Origin of the sequence: Sporosarcina sp. ANT_H38, from assembly GCF_008369195.1 — a bacterium.
Classification (GTDB): Bacteria; Bacillota; Bacilli; order Bacillales_A; family Planococcaceae; genus Sporosarcina.
This window is the reverse complement of the sequence record NZ_VOBC01000001.1, coordinates 1,526,662-1,541,149: the sequence shown is the minus strand read 5'-3', so window position 1 is coordinate 1,541,149 and position 14,488 is coordinate 1,526,662. Positions and strand designations below refer to the sequence as shown.

Annotated in this window: 13 protein-coding genes; 8 read left to right on the top strand and 5 right to left on the bottom strand. The window is 40.8% G+C overall.

Features of this window, described 5'->3' with window-relative positions:
• Nucleotide 1: 1 nt before the first annotated feature.
• Complete coding sequence (gene kdpA / locus FQ087_RS07275) at nt 2-1,696, bottom strand: potassium-transporting ATPase subunit KdpA (RefSeq protein WP_149579815.1); 1,695 nt, start codon at nt 1,694-1,696, stop codon at nt 2-4.
• Between the two features lie 23 nt (nt 1,697-1,719).
• Nucleotides 1,720-1,788 carry a potassium-transporting ATPase subunit F gene (locus tag FQ087_RS23330; RefSeq protein WP_370456068.1) on the bottom strand — a complete coding sequence of 23 codons (69 nt, stop codon included), beginning with the start codon at nt 1,786-1,788 and terminating at the stop codon, nt 1,720-1,722.
• Nucleotides 1,789-2,065: 277 nt separating this feature from the next.
• Here FQ087_RS23330 and FQ087_RS07265 point away from each other — a divergent pair, with 277 nt between their 5' ends.
• The 3 genes from FQ087_RS07265 to FQ087_RS07255 all read left to right on the top strand — a co-directional run bounded on the left by FQ087_RS07265 (nt 2,066) and on the right by FQ087_RS07255 (nt 6,225).
• The gene (locus tag FQ087_RS07265; protein ID WP_149579814.1) at nt 2,066-4,774 is read left to right on the top strand and encodes a sensor histidine kinase; all 2,709 of its coding nucleotides are present in this window, start codon (nt 2,066-2,068) and stop codon (nt 4,772-4,774) included.
• Nucleotides 4,767-5,468, top strand: coding sequence for a response regulator (locus FQ087_RS07260; RefSeq protein WP_149579813.1), 702 nt, complete (start codon nt 4,767-4,769; stop codon nt 5,466-5,468). Before FQ087_RS07265 ends, FQ087_RS07260 begins: the two co-directional genes overlap by 8 nt.
• Nucleotides 5,469-5,811: 343 nt before the next feature.
• Nucleotides 5,812-6,225 (top strand): pyridoxamine 5'-phosphate oxidase family protein, encoded by a 414-nt coding sequence (locus FQ087_RS07255; RefSeq protein ID WP_149579812.1) that lies wholly within the window; start codon nt 5,812-5,814, stop codon nt 6,223-6,225.
• A gap of 16 nt (nt 6,226-6,241) precedes the next feature.
• On the opposite strand, the gene FQ087_RS07250 is transcribed toward FQ087_RS07255, so the two are convergent.
• Complete coding sequence (locus FQ087_RS07250) at nt 6,242-7,180, bottom strand: MerR family transcriptional regulator (protein WP_255452171.1); 939 nt, start codon at nt 7,178-7,180, stop codon at nt 6,242-6,244.
• Nucleotides 7,181-7,762: 582 nt separating this feature from the next.
• Complete coding sequence (locus FQ087_RS07245; RefSeq protein WP_149579811.1) at nt 7,763-8,761, bottom strand: EAL domain-containing protein; 999 nt, start codon at nt 8,759-8,761, stop codon at nt 7,763-7,765.
• Between the two features lie 181 nt (nt 8,762-8,942).
• On the opposite strand from FQ087_RS07245, the gene FQ087_RS23245 reads away from it, so the two are divergent.
• A complete protein-coding gene (locus FQ087_RS23245; RefSeq protein WP_149579810.1) occupies nt 8,943-10,259 on the top strand; it encodes a globin-coupled sensor protein in 1,317 nt (438 codons plus the stop codon).
• Here the strand turns inward: FQ087_RS23245 and FQ087_RS23415 are convergent.
• Nucleotides 10,254-10,346, bottom strand: a complete 93-nt coding sequence (locus tag FQ087_RS23415; RefSeq protein ID WP_411197862.1) for a hypothetical protein — start codon at nt 10,344-10,346, stop codon at nt 10,254-10,256. The two genes, FQ087_RS23245 and FQ087_RS23415, sit on opposite strands and share 6 nt — an antisense overlap.
• Between FQ087_RS23415 and FQ087_RS07235 the strand changes: the two genes are divergently transcribed.
• From FQ087_RS07235 to FQ087_RS07220, 4 genes are all read left to right on the top strand, one after another.
• Entirely contained in the window at nt 10,327-11,358 is a 1,032-nt protein-coding gene (locus FQ087_RS07235) for an ABC transporter permease (RefSeq protein ID WP_483315851.1), read from the top strand. The two genes, FQ087_RS23415 and FQ087_RS07235, sit on opposite strands and share 20 nt — an antisense overlap.
• 3 nt (nt 11,359-11,361) lie before the next feature.
• Complete coding sequence (locus tag FQ087_RS07230) at nt 11,362-12,054, top strand: ABC transporter ATP-binding protein (RefSeq protein WP_149579808.1); 693 nt, start codon at nt 11,362-11,364, stop codon at nt 12,052-12,054.
• Complete coding sequence (locus FQ087_RS07225; protein ID WP_149579807.1) at nt 12,051-13,490, top strand: cryptochrome/photolyase family protein; 1,440 nt, start codon at nt 12,051-12,053, stop codon at nt 13,488-13,490. Before FQ087_RS07230 ends, FQ087_RS07225 begins: the two co-directional genes overlap by 4 nt.
• Nucleotides 13,491-13,634: 144 nt before the next feature.
• Complete coding sequence (locus FQ087_RS07220) at nt 13,635-14,339, top strand: class I SAM-dependent methyltransferase (protein WP_149579806.1); 705 nt, start codon at nt 13,635-13,637, stop codon at nt 14,337-14,339.
• The last annotated feature ends 149 nt before the right edge of the window (nt 14,340-14,488 follow it).

Genomic DNA, 14,488 nt, shown 5'->3' with positions numbered 1-14,488 from the left:
GCTAAGAACGTATTTGTAAGTGTTCTGTTATCGGACCGAGCGCTAACGCGGGTAAGAATGTCAATGCGCCTATCAACAGTACAATTGCGACAAGTAAAAATGTAAACATCGCGTTGTCTGTTTTCAACGTACCAACCGATTCGCTGTGCCATAATTTATTGGCAAGCAGTGATGCAATGGCAAATTGAATGATAATCGTTAAATAGCGACCAAAGAACATTGCGAGACCCGTCGTAACGTTCCAAAATGTCGAGTTATCGGATAAACCTTCAAAACCGGAGCCGTTGTTCGCTGATGAAGAGGCATACTCATAAAGAATCTGAGAAAATCCATGTGCGCCTGGATTTGAGGCACCCGCGATTCCAGCTGTGGTCGTAACTGCAATAGCTGTGAATACCAGAATGATCGCAGGGTGGATTAAAATACAAAGCGCAATTAATTTCATTTCTTTTTCTTGAATTTTTTTACCTAAAAACTGTGGGGTACGGCCGATCATTAAACAAGCAATGAAAATCGTCAGCATGACATACATCATCATGTTCATCAAACCGACACCCTTACCGCCGAATACGACATTTAGCATCATGTTAAACATCGTTACCATGCCGCCAAGAGGTGTTAAGGTATCATGCATATTATTGACCGAACCGGTCGTAAAGGCTGTTGTCACGACAGAGAATAAAGCTGATTGGGCGACGCCAAAGCGCATTTCCTTCCCTTCCATACTACCGAGATTCTGTGTAATGCCCATCTCTTCGATAATTGGGTTGCCCGCACGCTCAGCTCCATAACAAATGCCAAGGCCAATGAGGAACAGGATGCCCATAGCAGCAAAAATGACCAATCCCTGTTTGCTGAATATGGTTTTCTTACGGCGGTTTGCGACCATTAAGCTGAATGCCACAACACAAGCACCAGGCAATAGCATCATAGAGATTATTTCTATGGTGTTTGAAATGATCGTTGGGTTTTCAAATGGCGTTGTAGAATTGGCCCCGTTGTAACCGCCCCCATTCGTACCGATGTGTTTAATGGATTCAAGCGACGCGATTGGTCCAAGTGCGATATCCTGTATTTTTCCTTCGATTGTTTGTACAGTTTCGTTTGCGTTGAAAGTTTGAGGCGAACCTTGGGATACTAAAATTAATGCCACGACAAAGGAAATTGGAATTAGTACACGTGTTGTCACGCGTATAAAGTCCACAAAGAAATTGCCGAGTGTATCTGTTTTAGCGACTAAGCGACGGCAGAATGCCATACATGCCGCATAGCCGGTCGCTGCCGACGTGAACATCATGAATGTGATGACAACCATTTGACCTAAATGGCTCATCGCTGATTCGCCGCTGTAGTGCTGTAGATTTGTATTCGTCATAAAAGAAATAATCGTATTGAATGACAGCGACGCTTCCATATTACCGATGCCATTCGGGTTCAAAAACAGCACTGACTGAAGCCGCAATATGAAGTAGCCGATGAATATCATAAGGGCATTTGAAAGAATCAGCGCCAATACATATTGTTTACCTGTCATATCGACCTGCTTGATGCCTACAAATTTGTAGATTACGTTATCGACACGGTTCATCACAGGGTCAAGCCAGGTCTTTTGCTGCATCGTCACGTGATACAAATAATGGCCTGTTGCAATGACAAGCGGTAGAGAAATTGCTAGTACCAAGGCGATTTGCCACATATCAGTTACCTCCTAAAGGCGTATTAATAGTTTTCTGGATAAAGTAATGCGTGACCTAAATAACCAAACAACAAAACAATGGTGGTGCCCATTATTAACCACATAATTATTCCTCCTTAGTTATTTACTAGCCTGTAACACCAGACCGTCAATCCATAAAGACTTGCGAAACTTATGATCAGGATGCCAATCATATATACGTCCATCATCTGCATCACCCTTTCTGTTTATGGGATGATTCAATCATAATGAAATTTATATTAACGTAGTGTTAGAGAAAGGTGATTTCCATTAAGACAGCATTAAGATGGAAATCTTAATGCTGTCTTAATGGAAATTGAGGTTATAATAAAATTGAGGTGACTCTTGATGGAAGACTTACGTCCCAGTCCAGAAGCGATTCTAGCAAAGATTAAACAGCAGGAAAAAGGAGCGGGCGCGGGTAGACTAAAAATATTTCTTGGGTATGCCGCGGGGGTAGGCAAAACGTACGCTATGCTAGACGCTGCCCACCAAGCAGAAAAGCTTGGTTTGGATGTGGTCGTCGGCTATGTTGAACCACATGCCCGACCCGAAACAACCGTTTTACTTAAAGGACTTGAAATTATATCGACTAACAAGATTGAGTATAAAGGGAAGATATTTGAAGAGTTTGATATCGATGCAGTGCTTGAACGGAAGCCTGAGATTGTACTTATTGATGAACTGGCGCATACGAATGTTCCAACAATGCGCCATCTAAAGAGGTTTGGTGATGTTGAGGAATTACTTGCGAAAGGTATCCATGTTTACACGACCGTCAACATCCAGCATATTGAAAGTCTCCATGATTTGGTGGAGGAAATTACCGGTGTGAAAGTACGCGAGCATATTCCAGATTATCTGATTGATAATGCGGCGCAAATCAAGCTTGTTGATATTGAGCCGGATGATTTGATCCAGCGGTTAAAAGAAGGGAAAATTTACGGTTCGGCTCAGGTTGAAAAAGCGATGGAGCATTTTTTTAAGAGATCGAATCTGGTGGCTCTCCGTGAAATCGCCCTGCGTCGCACGGCGGATACGATTTATCATCAGCAGACACTCGACACCGAATTACTGACTCACAGTGCAATGGTAGAGGATCATGTGTTGGTGGGCATCAGTAGTTCGCCTACGAACGCAAAGATTATCCGTACGGCAGCACGACTTGCGCAGGCGCTGCATGGCAAGTTTACGGCGCTTTATGTGCAAAAAGAAGAAATGACTCACAATGCTGCTGATTCCGAGCGGCTACAGCAGCACATCAAACTGACAGAACAACTCGGCGGTCATGTAGTCACTGTACAGGAAAATGATGTGGCGGTTGCGCTTGCCAATTATGCACGGATAAGTGATGTGACAAAGCTCGTTATTGGGAGGACCGCGACGAAAAAGCAATGGTGGCGGCCGAATTCCAAGATCGGCGATCGTCTCAATGACTACGTACCGAACTTGGCGTTATATATAGTGCCTGATCTAGAAAATAAATCGATGCACTTTCCTGGAGTGAAGACACAACTAAAGTTTGACTGGATGGACTTATTAAAAATGTCGATCGTTTTAGGCTTAGCATCGATAATCGGACTGTTTTTTTTAACTATCGGCGTGAGTGAAGCGAATATTATTACTATTTATATTCTAGGCGTGTTGTTGCTTGCCATGTGGTCAACTGGCTGGGTAGTGAGCATCATCAGTTCGTTGGTTGCGGTGCTCATTTTCAACTTTTTATTCATCGATCCGCAGTTTTCTTTTGATGTGTATCACCAAGATTACACGACGACGTTTTTGATTATGTTTATTTCGGGATTCATCACGAGTAGTTTAACGCGGAAAGTGAAGGAACAGGCGATTGCAGCGGTTCGTAAGTCGTACCGGACGGAAGTACTTCTGGAAACTAACCGTAAATTGCAATATGCGAAGTCACATGAGGAAATCATAACTGAAGGCATGTCACAAATCGTCAAACTTGTGGAAAAACCAGCCATATTTTATATGATTACTAATCAATTAATAGAGGAAACGGTATTTTTTAAGACTGATGTATTGACCAAAGCGGAAAATATAGAGATGAAAGCCCTGTTTGATAATGCGAACGAGCGCGGAGTAGTGAAATGGGTCGCAAACAATAAGCAAGCGGCCGGTGTATCGACAGATACGTTCCAGGAAGCGAAAGCGTATTATTTACCATTCTTGTCGGGGGGGGACGTGAAAGGTGTAATTGGTATTGCGCTGATGAAAGAATCCCCACTGCCGTCGTTTGAACGGGATATTCTGCACGCTATCATGAATGATTTTTCGTTTGCACTAGATAAATGGTATTTGCAAAAATCGAATGAGGAAGTTATGCGTGAGGCGGAGCTTGAGCAGATGCGTGCAAACTTTTTACGCGCAATTTCACATGATTTAAGGACACCGCTGACAAGTATTTCAGGCAACGCAGAAATTTTATTGACGAGCGTAGAACAAATTGACGAGGCGCAGAAAATACAGATTTATCGCGATATCCATAGCAACTCGAAATGGCTAGTGCAAATGGTTGAGAATCTACTTGCTGTTTCTAGGTTGGATGATGGGAAACTTGCGATTGAGATGCAACCGGAACTTGTTGAAGAAATTATGCAGGAAGCCCTTTTACACGTGGTGCATAATGAAAATACGCATCGTATTTATTGCCGTGTAGAGTCGGAGTTGTTGTTCGCGATGATGGATGCAAGACTAATCATCCAAGTGATGATTAATCTTATTGATAATGCACTGACATATACACCAGCGGGCAGCGAGATTATCCTAACAACTCAAGAGGTGGGAAGTTTTGTGCGTATCTGCATCATGGATAACGGTCCAGGCATTGAGGATACGTTGAAAACTCGGCTGTTTGAGCCGTTTACGACTGATAAAACTCATCACTGCGATAATCGTCGGGGGCTCGGACTCGGGCTATCATTGTGCCAAGCAATCTTAAAAGTGCATGGAAGCGAGCTAACAGTGTCAGATAATGTACCGTCGGGTGCGATTTTTAGTTTTATGCTTGAAAAAGGAGTTGTCGTTGTAGATGAATAACCGAATTCTAGTAGTGGAAGATGATGTGGCTATCGGGAACTTGATCAAAATGACTTTAAATACAAAGCAATATGAATATGAAATTGCGCTGGACGGTAAAATGGCACTACAAAAGGCGATGTCAATGCAACCTGAATTGATTATTCTTGATCTTGGTCTACCAGATATGGATGGCGTCGATGTTATCCGTAAAGTCCGAAGCTGGTCGCAAACTCCGATAATCGTGGTTAGTGCTCGCGGAGAGGAGCGTGATAAAATCAACGCTCTCGATGCCGGTGCAGATGATTATGTGACGAAGCCGTTCAGTGTGGATGAGCTATTGGCCCGTATTAGAGTGGTATTCAGGAGAACTCTTAGCGACCGTCAGTCAGCTTCGGAGGACCCGATGTTCGTGAACGGAGATTTGCGCATCGATTACTTGGGTAATACGGTGTTTGTGCGTGGTAACGAAGTACATCTGACACCTAATGAGTATAAGTTATTGGTCGTTCTGTCTAAGCATATTGGCAAAGTCTTGACGCATAATTTCCTGTTGAAAGAAGTGTGGCATAGCGCCCTGTTGTCGGATGTGCCAAGCTTGCGTGTATTTATGGCTACGCTACGTAAGAAAATCGAAGAGAACCCAGCGAAGCCGAAGTATATCCAGACTCACATACGCGTAGGATACCGAATGCTACGGTATGATATTGAATGAAAATAGTGAGGATTAGCTATGGTGATGTAGATGGCATCCCCTAAGTGTCGAATCGGTATTCAATGGAATCATTCATTCAACCTCTATAGACAGCGACACATACCTATCTGTAAAACTGTCATGAATATTTCACCGAGAGCGAGCCGGAAATGGTCCAGTAAAACTGGAGGTTATTGTGCCCTTCTCGCCAGTATTTTATGCAAATAAATGTTTTATCGACAGGCATGGTGGATATCATACCTTAGCTCCTTCTAACAATATAATGACTTCCTGGAAAGCAATGTTTAGCTTCCTACTTAGAGAGGTAAACTAAGATAACATTGAAAAAGGGGAGTAGATCTTTATGAATACAAAAAAGACAGCGCTGAAAATTTTAAAAGAAAGCAATGTAGGTACGATGGCGACGATTCAAAATAACAAGCCTCACACTCGTTACATGACGTTTTTTAGTGATGAGTTTACACTCTATTCAGCAACATCAAAACAAACGCAGAAAGTGGATGAACTTGAAGCGAATCCGCATACACATATATTAATTGGCTACGAAGGAGAAGGTTTTGGTGACGAATTCCTTGAAATTGAAGGAACTGTAACTGTTTCAGACGATGATAATTTAAAAGAGAAAATGTGGAATGAGCATATGAAACCATGGTTCAGTGGTCCTGAAGATCCGAATCTTGTCATATTGAAAGTTTCACCCGTCACAATCCGTTTGATGAATAAAAAAGGTGAAGAACCAAAATTGATTGAACTATGAAAAGAAGGTACCTGCGTTAGACGCTGGTACCTTCTTTTTGGCGTTTATTAACAGTGAATGTTGCTTCGATTGAATTGGTTACATGGATTGCTCGAAGTTTTTTGTTCATTGCATACTCGAGTCCGCCCGCGCCACCAAGGTAAAAATCGATATGCTCATTTTCGGCAGCAAACTGATCTAGATTCATTAATAAACCGGGATCCATTTCAAAAGGTATAGTCGTTGTTGCTGAGAGAAGAACTTTAGATGGTTTCAATTTCTTCACCAATGATTCAACGGATCCAGGGGCTGGGGAAGCACCTACCAATAGTGTTCTCCAACCCCTCATCATGAATTGTAGCAAGAGTATGTGTAAAGGGATTTCATGTCGTTCATGTGGCAGGCATGCGCCCACGACTAAAGGTGCGTCTTCACGACATTGATAATTTCGGCGAAGCTGCACTAAAAAATCACGTACGACAAGACTTGAGATGGCTTCTTGGTATTCACTCCATTCTTTTTTCTCCCATCTGTTCCCGACTTCATTTAAAAATGGAATGATGACGGATGTTAAAAAGTCTGCTAATCCGAAAGAGTGATAGGCCTGTTGCAATACAAGGTTTAATTCTAATTCATCACAATTAGATCCCTTTTCAAGAAGCTGAAAGACATGCTCATGCAGACCCTCCTGTTGATGAATGGATTGGACAGGTTTAGGAGTATCAATTCCCGCTGCACTTCTTTCCTTCACAAGATCAACGGCCTGTTTAACAGCCTGTCCTTGCTCAGAAAGTATTTTAACGCTGAGCAGTGCGTTAATATCCTTTTCACTATAGATCCGATAGCCGTTTTCTAATCGCTTAGGATTTACAAGTTCATAACGTTCTTCCCATTTGCGGATGACTTGTTTTGATAATCCGGTCATAGCCGAGACCTGTTGAATATAATACATGCCATTTATATCAGTTAGAGTCATGAAGTTCATCCTTTCGACAAATTGTAAGCTCTTGTGCAAGTATAAGGATATTTCATGAGTTGTACAATGTTGTAAGTGTAACATTATACAACGATGTCCTGTAGCTATTATTGTACACATCTGTTCATTTGCCAAAAACAACCAGTAAATAACTACTTATTCTTGCCATCAAACACTAGGCATTCTGTCTCCTAGTGTTTTTGATCGTTTTGGATTAAACGATTCCTAAACTATTATCCCTATACATTTTTTTGATAATCGTAAGCTGATTGTTTATCCTTTGCTCTCCGAAGGCGTGAGTACACAAAGTGCCAAAGCTTTCGGGGCAAATTTTAAACAATAAATTCAAAGTCGTAACTAGTTATAGTGGGGGATCCCCGTTGAAGTGTCATTTTATATAAAGTATCTCATGATGACAAGTATGGAATTTGTTAAAAGTAAGTAAAGAACGCTTTGTACAACGTGAAAGTGTGCACGAAATTCTATTTTTGGCACTTACGATCGCTATGAAAAATTTTTCCGATTTTCTTACAAGTATTGTATGTAAGAAAATGTCTAATCAACAGTCGCGGGTAATTCATTCTACAATGCATTTAGATCTGAAGGGATGGGGGCAGGTTTTCCAAATAAATATCCTTGGAATAACTCGTAGCCAATTTCTTTTAGCCACTCGAAATCAACTCTTTCTTCTATTCCTTCAGCTAGGGGAATGGCACCAACTTGTAAAGCTGCTAATAAGAACTTCTTAGCAGCTTGCTGTTTAATAAGGTCTGTAGATACACCTTGTACAAACTTCATATCCAGCTTCATATAATTTGGCATTAACTGTTCCAAGACTTCGATTGTACTAAAGCCCTCTCCCACATCATCGAGAGCGTATTGTAAACCTCTTTTCCTGTAATACGTTAATATTTTTTTCAGGTGCTCGATATCTGCAACAGTTTCTGTCTCAACTACTTCAAATACTAGTCTAGAAAATGGTATTCCTAACTGATTTGCAAGTTGAACTGTTGTTCTTAAACAATGTTCAGGCGAGTAGATTGAAGTCGGGATGAAATTGATGAATACTTTTTGGTTAATAGTTGCTGCGGTTTTAACTGCGGACATACGGCAAGCGCGGTCCAGGGCATAGGTTCTGTTTCTTTTTTTTGCTGCCGTAAAAACCTGATAAGGAGCCACAGAGTTTCCTGTAACATCCTGAAATCGGGCCAGCATTTCGTAGGCGAAGATCTGCTCATTCCCAGTAACGATTGGTTGAATATGGAATGTAATGTTTTTTTCGAGTATGACCTTATCAATCCATTGGAATTCTAGCATTTCAACGACCTCGTGAATGGGTCTCCAAACACTACCATCTACTTTGAATGAAATTTTATCTACTTCCATTATGTCGCTAAAATAATCATACAGCCCCGCAACTGCAGCTTCTTTTACGACAATGATATTATCCCGAGAGTTTACCAATAAGCCGTTACTTTCGAGATAAGATTGTAATTGAGGTAGGTGAGACAAATTTTCTTCTCCGGAAATAAGGATTTTATAAAACAATATGGTGGGAATACAGGCTTTGCACTGATTCATGAAATTCCTCCTAATTTACTGATAATTACGTCTGTAGGTATCTACTATATTACAATTATACATATTTGTATAATCTTTTTAGCTGAAGTGTATACAAACATTTGACGAACGATTATCATTCTGCTAATAATAGAGATAAGACAAGATAAAGTTTTAATAGATATGAACGGGGGAATCAGTTATGAATCAATTATTTAAATGGAGAAATCGTAGTGTTGAAGTAGCAACTCAGTCTGAGCAAGCTGAAGCATCTCAATACATACCAAAGATAGATTTGCATACATATCCGGAGTTAGAAAAACAGATGAAACTGATTGGATTTACTACGCAGGACTTAGCCATTGTAAAATCATTTCAGCCCTTTATAAAAGAAGGAATCGATGAGATTGTATCCGTCTTTTATGAAAAAGTATTAGCCGTCCCTTCACTTCGACTAATTATTGATGAGCGAACGAAGGTAGACCGCTTGAAGCAATTGATAAGTACCTATATTATTGGAATGTTCGATGGGAAAATGGACGAAGAATCCATTCAGAAAAAAATGAAAATAGCGCAAATGCATTTTAAAATTGGATTAGCGCCAAAATGGTATATGGGTGCATTTCAGCAAATCCAAGAGGTGATAATCCGATTGGTAACAACAGGTATAAAAGCAACTGATCAACGGGAAAAAGCAATGTTAATCGTTTCGAGACTAATTAATTTTGAAATGCAGATTGTTTTAGAGGAATACGAGAAGGAAAATGTGAGATTAAGGGAAGCCCAGTACGAGATTGTCAAGAGTGATTTGAAAAATCAAATCTATTCTATTAGTGAAGACCTTGCTGAGTTAACGGAAGAGACGAGTACTTCCATTGGGCAAGTGGATGTAAACGCAAGCGCAATTAGCGAGAGCATCCATTCCAACGTGCAGAGTGTTAGACAAATTCAATCGGATGCGTCAGCCGGGAATGCAATGGTACTTCATTTAGAATCTCAAATGAAGTTTATTGCCGGAGGTACAGAAGATATGGCGGAAATCGTTAATCAGTTAAAGGTATCCTCGATCCAAATTACTAACATTATTGAAATGGTGAAAAGTATTGCTGAACAAACCAACTTGTTGGCACTAAATGCATCGATTGAGGCTGCACGTGCGGGGGATTCTGGAAAAGGGTTTGCGGTGGTCGCCCAAGAAGTGCGGAAGTTGGCGGAACAATCTAAACGGTCGGTCGAGCAGATTACGGGGTTGGTCAAAGTATCCACTGAATTGACAAATCAGGCCGTGAATACGATTACCGAAGTCAAAGAGAGTGTGGCACTCGGATTGGATGGCTCAATTCAAACACAGGAAAAGTTTAAGAAAATCCTTCATTCTATTGTAGAAAATGATCATCATATTAATCGTGTAGAAATAGATGTAACAGAATTAGTACAGGTGATAAAAGTAATCGGCAATGATACGAAGAAAGTAGCAACGACTGCAGAAAATCTTCATCAAACGGCATTGCAATTATAAGGTAAAATGATTATGAAAGGGATGTGAAAACATGTTTTTAGCTTGGAATGAAATTAAGAAGAATAAGTTGCGCTTCACATTGATCATAGGTGTACTAATGTTGGTCTCGTATTTAGTATTCTTCCTATCAGGTCTTGCAAATGGTTTGCAAAATATGAATCGAGAATCAGTGGATAAGTGGGAAGCTACGTCTATCGTTTTAACCGAAGAATCCGATAAGAGCATGTCTCAATCCTCGATAACGCTTGACAAGGTAAATGATATCGATGCAAAAGAAATGGCTGTAATCGGTCAAATTAATGCCGTCGCAGGTACTGGTGATCAGAAGAGTAATGTCTCTATTTTTGGGATAAACAAAGACGAATTCATAATGCCTAAAGTCACAGAAGGCGATGTGTTTTCAAATGATAACGAAGTCATTGCAAGTGATGCATTAAAAGAAGAGGGATTTGAGATAGGCGATGAACTGCGTTTATCTTCTTCCGATGAAGTCTTAACCATTGTAGGCTTCACAGACAAAGCACGATTTAATGCAGCTCCAGTTCTATACGGTGATCTTGCCACTTTCCAACGCGTGAAATTCGGTGAAGCGGCGGAGGCAAACAAAGAAAGTATAAATGGAGTAGTCGTTCGTACTGATGACACTTCTGCTATCTCTCAAAATGATTCACTGGAATCAATTGAAATTGAAACATTCATCCGCAGTTTACCTGGATACACAGAACAGAGTTTGACGTTGAACTTCATGATTTATTTCTTGTTTGGGATTTCGGCGGTCATCGTAGCCATCTTCCTATACGTATTGACAGTCCAGAAAATAAGTATGTTTGGCGTCATGAAAGCACAAGGTATCTCTAACGGCTATTTATCCCGTTCCGTCATTGCACAGACATTCCTATTGGCGGCGATTGGTGTTGCTGTTGGTTTCGGATTGGCATTACTCACAGGTGCATTTTTACCGAGCGCGGTACCTGTAGCATTCGACCTTATTACGATGCTCATTTACGGGTTGGTTCTGATTGTCGTTGCGATCATGGGTGCAGTGTTTTCAGTTCTAACAATTGTACGAATCGATCCATTGAAAGCGATAGGAGGGTAAAGGATGGCAGTTTTACAATTAAACCAAGTGAAAAAAACATTTGGCAGCGGCCATAAACAAGTAGAAGCTATGAAGGCAACAGACTTCACTGCAGATAGGGGCGAACTGATTGCGATCATCGGTCCGTCGGGTTCTGGAAAAAGCACATTTCTGACGATTGTGGGTGGGCTTCTCTCGCCTACTTCAGGCGATGTCATCATCAATGATAAGAGTTTAGGGAAGTTAGATGAAAAGGAACGCTCGAAAATCCGACTGAAGGAAATTGGTTTCATTTTACAGGCATCGAATCTGGTTCCGTTCTTAACGGTCGCCAATCAGTTGAAACTATTGGACCAAGTGAAAAAGGGCAATATGAACAAAAATCAACTGGAAGAGCTGTATGACGACTTGGGTATTGGTGAATTACGTACTAAATATCCTTCAGATTTGTCTGGCGGTGAACGTCAACGAGTAGCAATTGCCAAGGCACTTTACAGTAATCCATCGATTATTTTGGCCGATGAACCGACAGCTTCTCTCGACTCAGAACGGGCTTATGAAGTAATGGAACTGCTGAAAAATGAAACAAAGAATAAAAATACGACAACGATTATCGTCACGCATGATATCCGCCTAGTCGATTACTGCGACAAAGTTTACAAAATGACGGATGGTGTCCTGACGTTGCAAAATGAAAAAAGTACAGTTAGTCAATGAAGAAAATACTTGTTTGGTTCAGGAAAGATCTTCGCATTCATGATAATCCCGCATTATGGGAAGCTGCTCAGCAAGGAATTGTAATCCCGGTTTTCATCTGGTCTGAGGAGGAAGAGCGAGAATACGCAACGAGCGAAGCGTCACATTGGTGGCTACATCATTCATTGCTTTCCTTAAAGAAAAAACTTGAATCGAAGGGCTTATTGTTCGTAATTAGACTTGGCAATTGCTTAAAAGAACTCACTACTATTATTGAACAGACAAATGCCGATGCAGTTTTTTATGGTGAAAGGTATGAGCCATCAATTTTAAAAAGAGATCAGGCGATTTGTAAACGTCTTACTGAAAATGGGATAGAGGTTCGTTCTTTTCAGTCAAATTTGCTGTTTCCGCCGGGTGATTTATTGAATCAAAAGAATGATCCTTATAAAGTTTTTACATCATTTTGGAAAAGAACCATGAAGGAAACTGTCCAACGTCCACTGCCTATTCCAGATGAGTTTGCGGCGTATGATCAAGCTCATCTATCTGTACAAATAGATGAGCTTGGTTTATTACCTGCAATTCGCTGGGATGAAAAGTTCCACGCATATTGGGAGCCAGGAGAAAAGGGTGCTATTGCAAGATGGCAACAGTTTACAGAAGAGGGGCTTAGTCGCTACGTTGAAGGTCGCGATAGCCCATCTGCAGATTCGGTGTCATTACTGTCGCCTCATTTAGCATGGGGAGATATCAGCGTCAGGTCAATTTGGCACGCAGCTAAAAGACTTACTGATGAGGAAACAGAAGAGTATATGCATACATCCGTCGAGGCCTTTCTAAGGCAATTAATATGGCGCGAGTTCGCGTATCATCAACTTATTCATTTCCCAACAATGGTGCATTCGCCTCTACGTGAACAGTTTAAAGGGTTTCCATGGCTGGGATCAGATGAAGAGTTTGCGAGGTGGCAAAAAGGCTTGACGGGCTATCCGCTTGTCGATGCCGGGATGAGAGAATTATGGGAGACGGGTGCGATGCATAACCGGGTTCGCATGGTAGTCGCTTCATTTCTAGTCAAACACTTGCTCATTTCTTGGACAGAAGGATCTACCTGGTTTAAGGAAACGCTTGTCGATTATGATGTCGCGAACAATGCCATGGGCTGGCAATGGGTGGCGGGTACAGGTATCGATGCAGCACCTTATTTCCGAATATTTAATCCGATCCTGCAAAGCAAGAAATTTGATGCTGACGGAGAGTACATCCGGAAATGGCTTCCTGAACTCGCAAGCCTGTCATCTAAGTATTTACATGAGCCATGGAAAGCGCCCGCTGATAAATTACTTGAAGCAGGCATCGAACTTGGGACAACTTATCCGCTTCCCATCATTGATCATTCACTTGCAAGGCACCGTGCTTTGGAAGCATTCGCAAAAGTGAAAAATAACTCGTAAAAATGAGCCGTTTTCCTGATTGAAGAGGAAAACGGCTTTTTTGCTATATAAGCTATGACTGTGATCCTGGAGGAATAATTATTGTATAAGTGTGAATTAATAGTACAATTAAGCTATCATTATAATTAGGAAGAAGGGGTTAGTTTGAAAGAAACGATAAATAGCCATGAAGATTTATTGGAAATGTTAGATTCATTATTGCGTGAGCCAACGGATTTTTGGAATGAATTTTATGCGAATCGAGAGAAAAAAATCCCCTTTTTCGTAGACAAACCGGATGAGAACCTAGTAGGTTTTTTTGAAAATAATGATGTGAATTCCGGAAAAGTGCTTGAACTTGGATGTGGTCCGGGCAGGAATGCGATTTACTGTGCAGAAAAAGGTTGTACAGTTGATGCGATTGATTTATCAGAACAATCTATTCGGTGGGCAACTGAACGAGCAAAGGAAAGAGATGTAAACGTAAACTTTATTCATAATAATATTTTTGATGTTCAAATAGAAGAAGGGACTTATGATATTGTCTATGACTCCGGTTGTTTTCATCATATAGCTCCTCATAGAAGAAAGGATTACATAGATTTAATACACAAGGCATTAAAACCAGGCGGCTACTATGCAATTACTTGCTTTGTACAAGGAGGAGAGTTAGGGGGATCCGATATATCGGATTGGGAAGTCTACAGGCTACGAAGCCTTAATGGAGGACTGGGATTTACAGAAGACAAGCTGAGAGCTATCTTTTCCGACTTTGAAGAATTAGAAATACGTAGAATGAAAGATATGAATCAGACCGAAAAAACGTTTGGTATATCTGCATTATGGACTGCTTTATTTAGAAAAAAGTGATAGTTAAATAAATTAATTTGCTCTTTGTAGCGCATTTTTTTAACAAAATAATAAATTCACGATCCTACAAAGGAATTTCAGTTTGAATACTACCTCTTAACAAAAGCCATGTTCAGCGGAAGACAGTTTTAATAAAAAATAGAGGATAT

Coding starts and splice junctions, on each gene's coding strand:
- FQ087_RS07265 (WP_149579814.1), top strand. CDS start 2,066: ATGGAAGACTTACGTCCCAGTCCAGAAGCGATTCTAGCAAAGATTAAA.
- FQ087_RS23245 (WP_149579810.1), top strand. CDS start 8,943: ATGAATCAATTATTTAAATGGAGAAATCGTAGTGTTGAAGTAGCAACT.
- FQ087_RS23415 (WP_411197862.1), bottom strand. CDS start 10,346: ATGATCAATGTGAAGCGCAACTTATTCTTCTTAATTTCATTCCAAGCT.
- FQ087_RS07225 (WP_149579807.1), top strand. CDS start 12,051: ATGAAGAAAATACTTGTTTGGTTCAGGAAAGATCTTCGCATTCATGAT.
- FQ087_RS07230 (WP_149579808.1), top strand. CDS start 11,362: ATGGCAGTTTTACAATTAAACCAAGTGAAAAAAACATTTGGCAGCGGC.
- FQ087_RS07255 (WP_149579812.1), top strand. CDS start 5,812: ATGAATACAAAAAAGACAGCGCTGAAAATTTTAAAAGAAAGCAATGTA.
- FQ087_RS07260 (WP_149579813.1), top strand. CDS start 4,767: ATGAATAACCGAATTCTAGTAGTGGAAGATGATGTGGCTATCGGGAAC.
- kdpA (WP_149579815.1), bottom strand. CDS start 1,696: ATGTGGCAAATCGCCTTGGTACTAGCAATTTCTCTACCGCTTGTCATT.
- FQ087_RS07245 (WP_149579811.1), bottom strand. CDS start 8,761: ATGAATCAGTGCAAAGCCTGTATTCCCACCATATTGTTTTATAAAATC.
- FQ087_RS07250 (WP_255452171.1), bottom strand. CDS start 7,180: ATGACTCTAACTGATATAAATGGCATGTATTATATTCAACAGGTCTCG.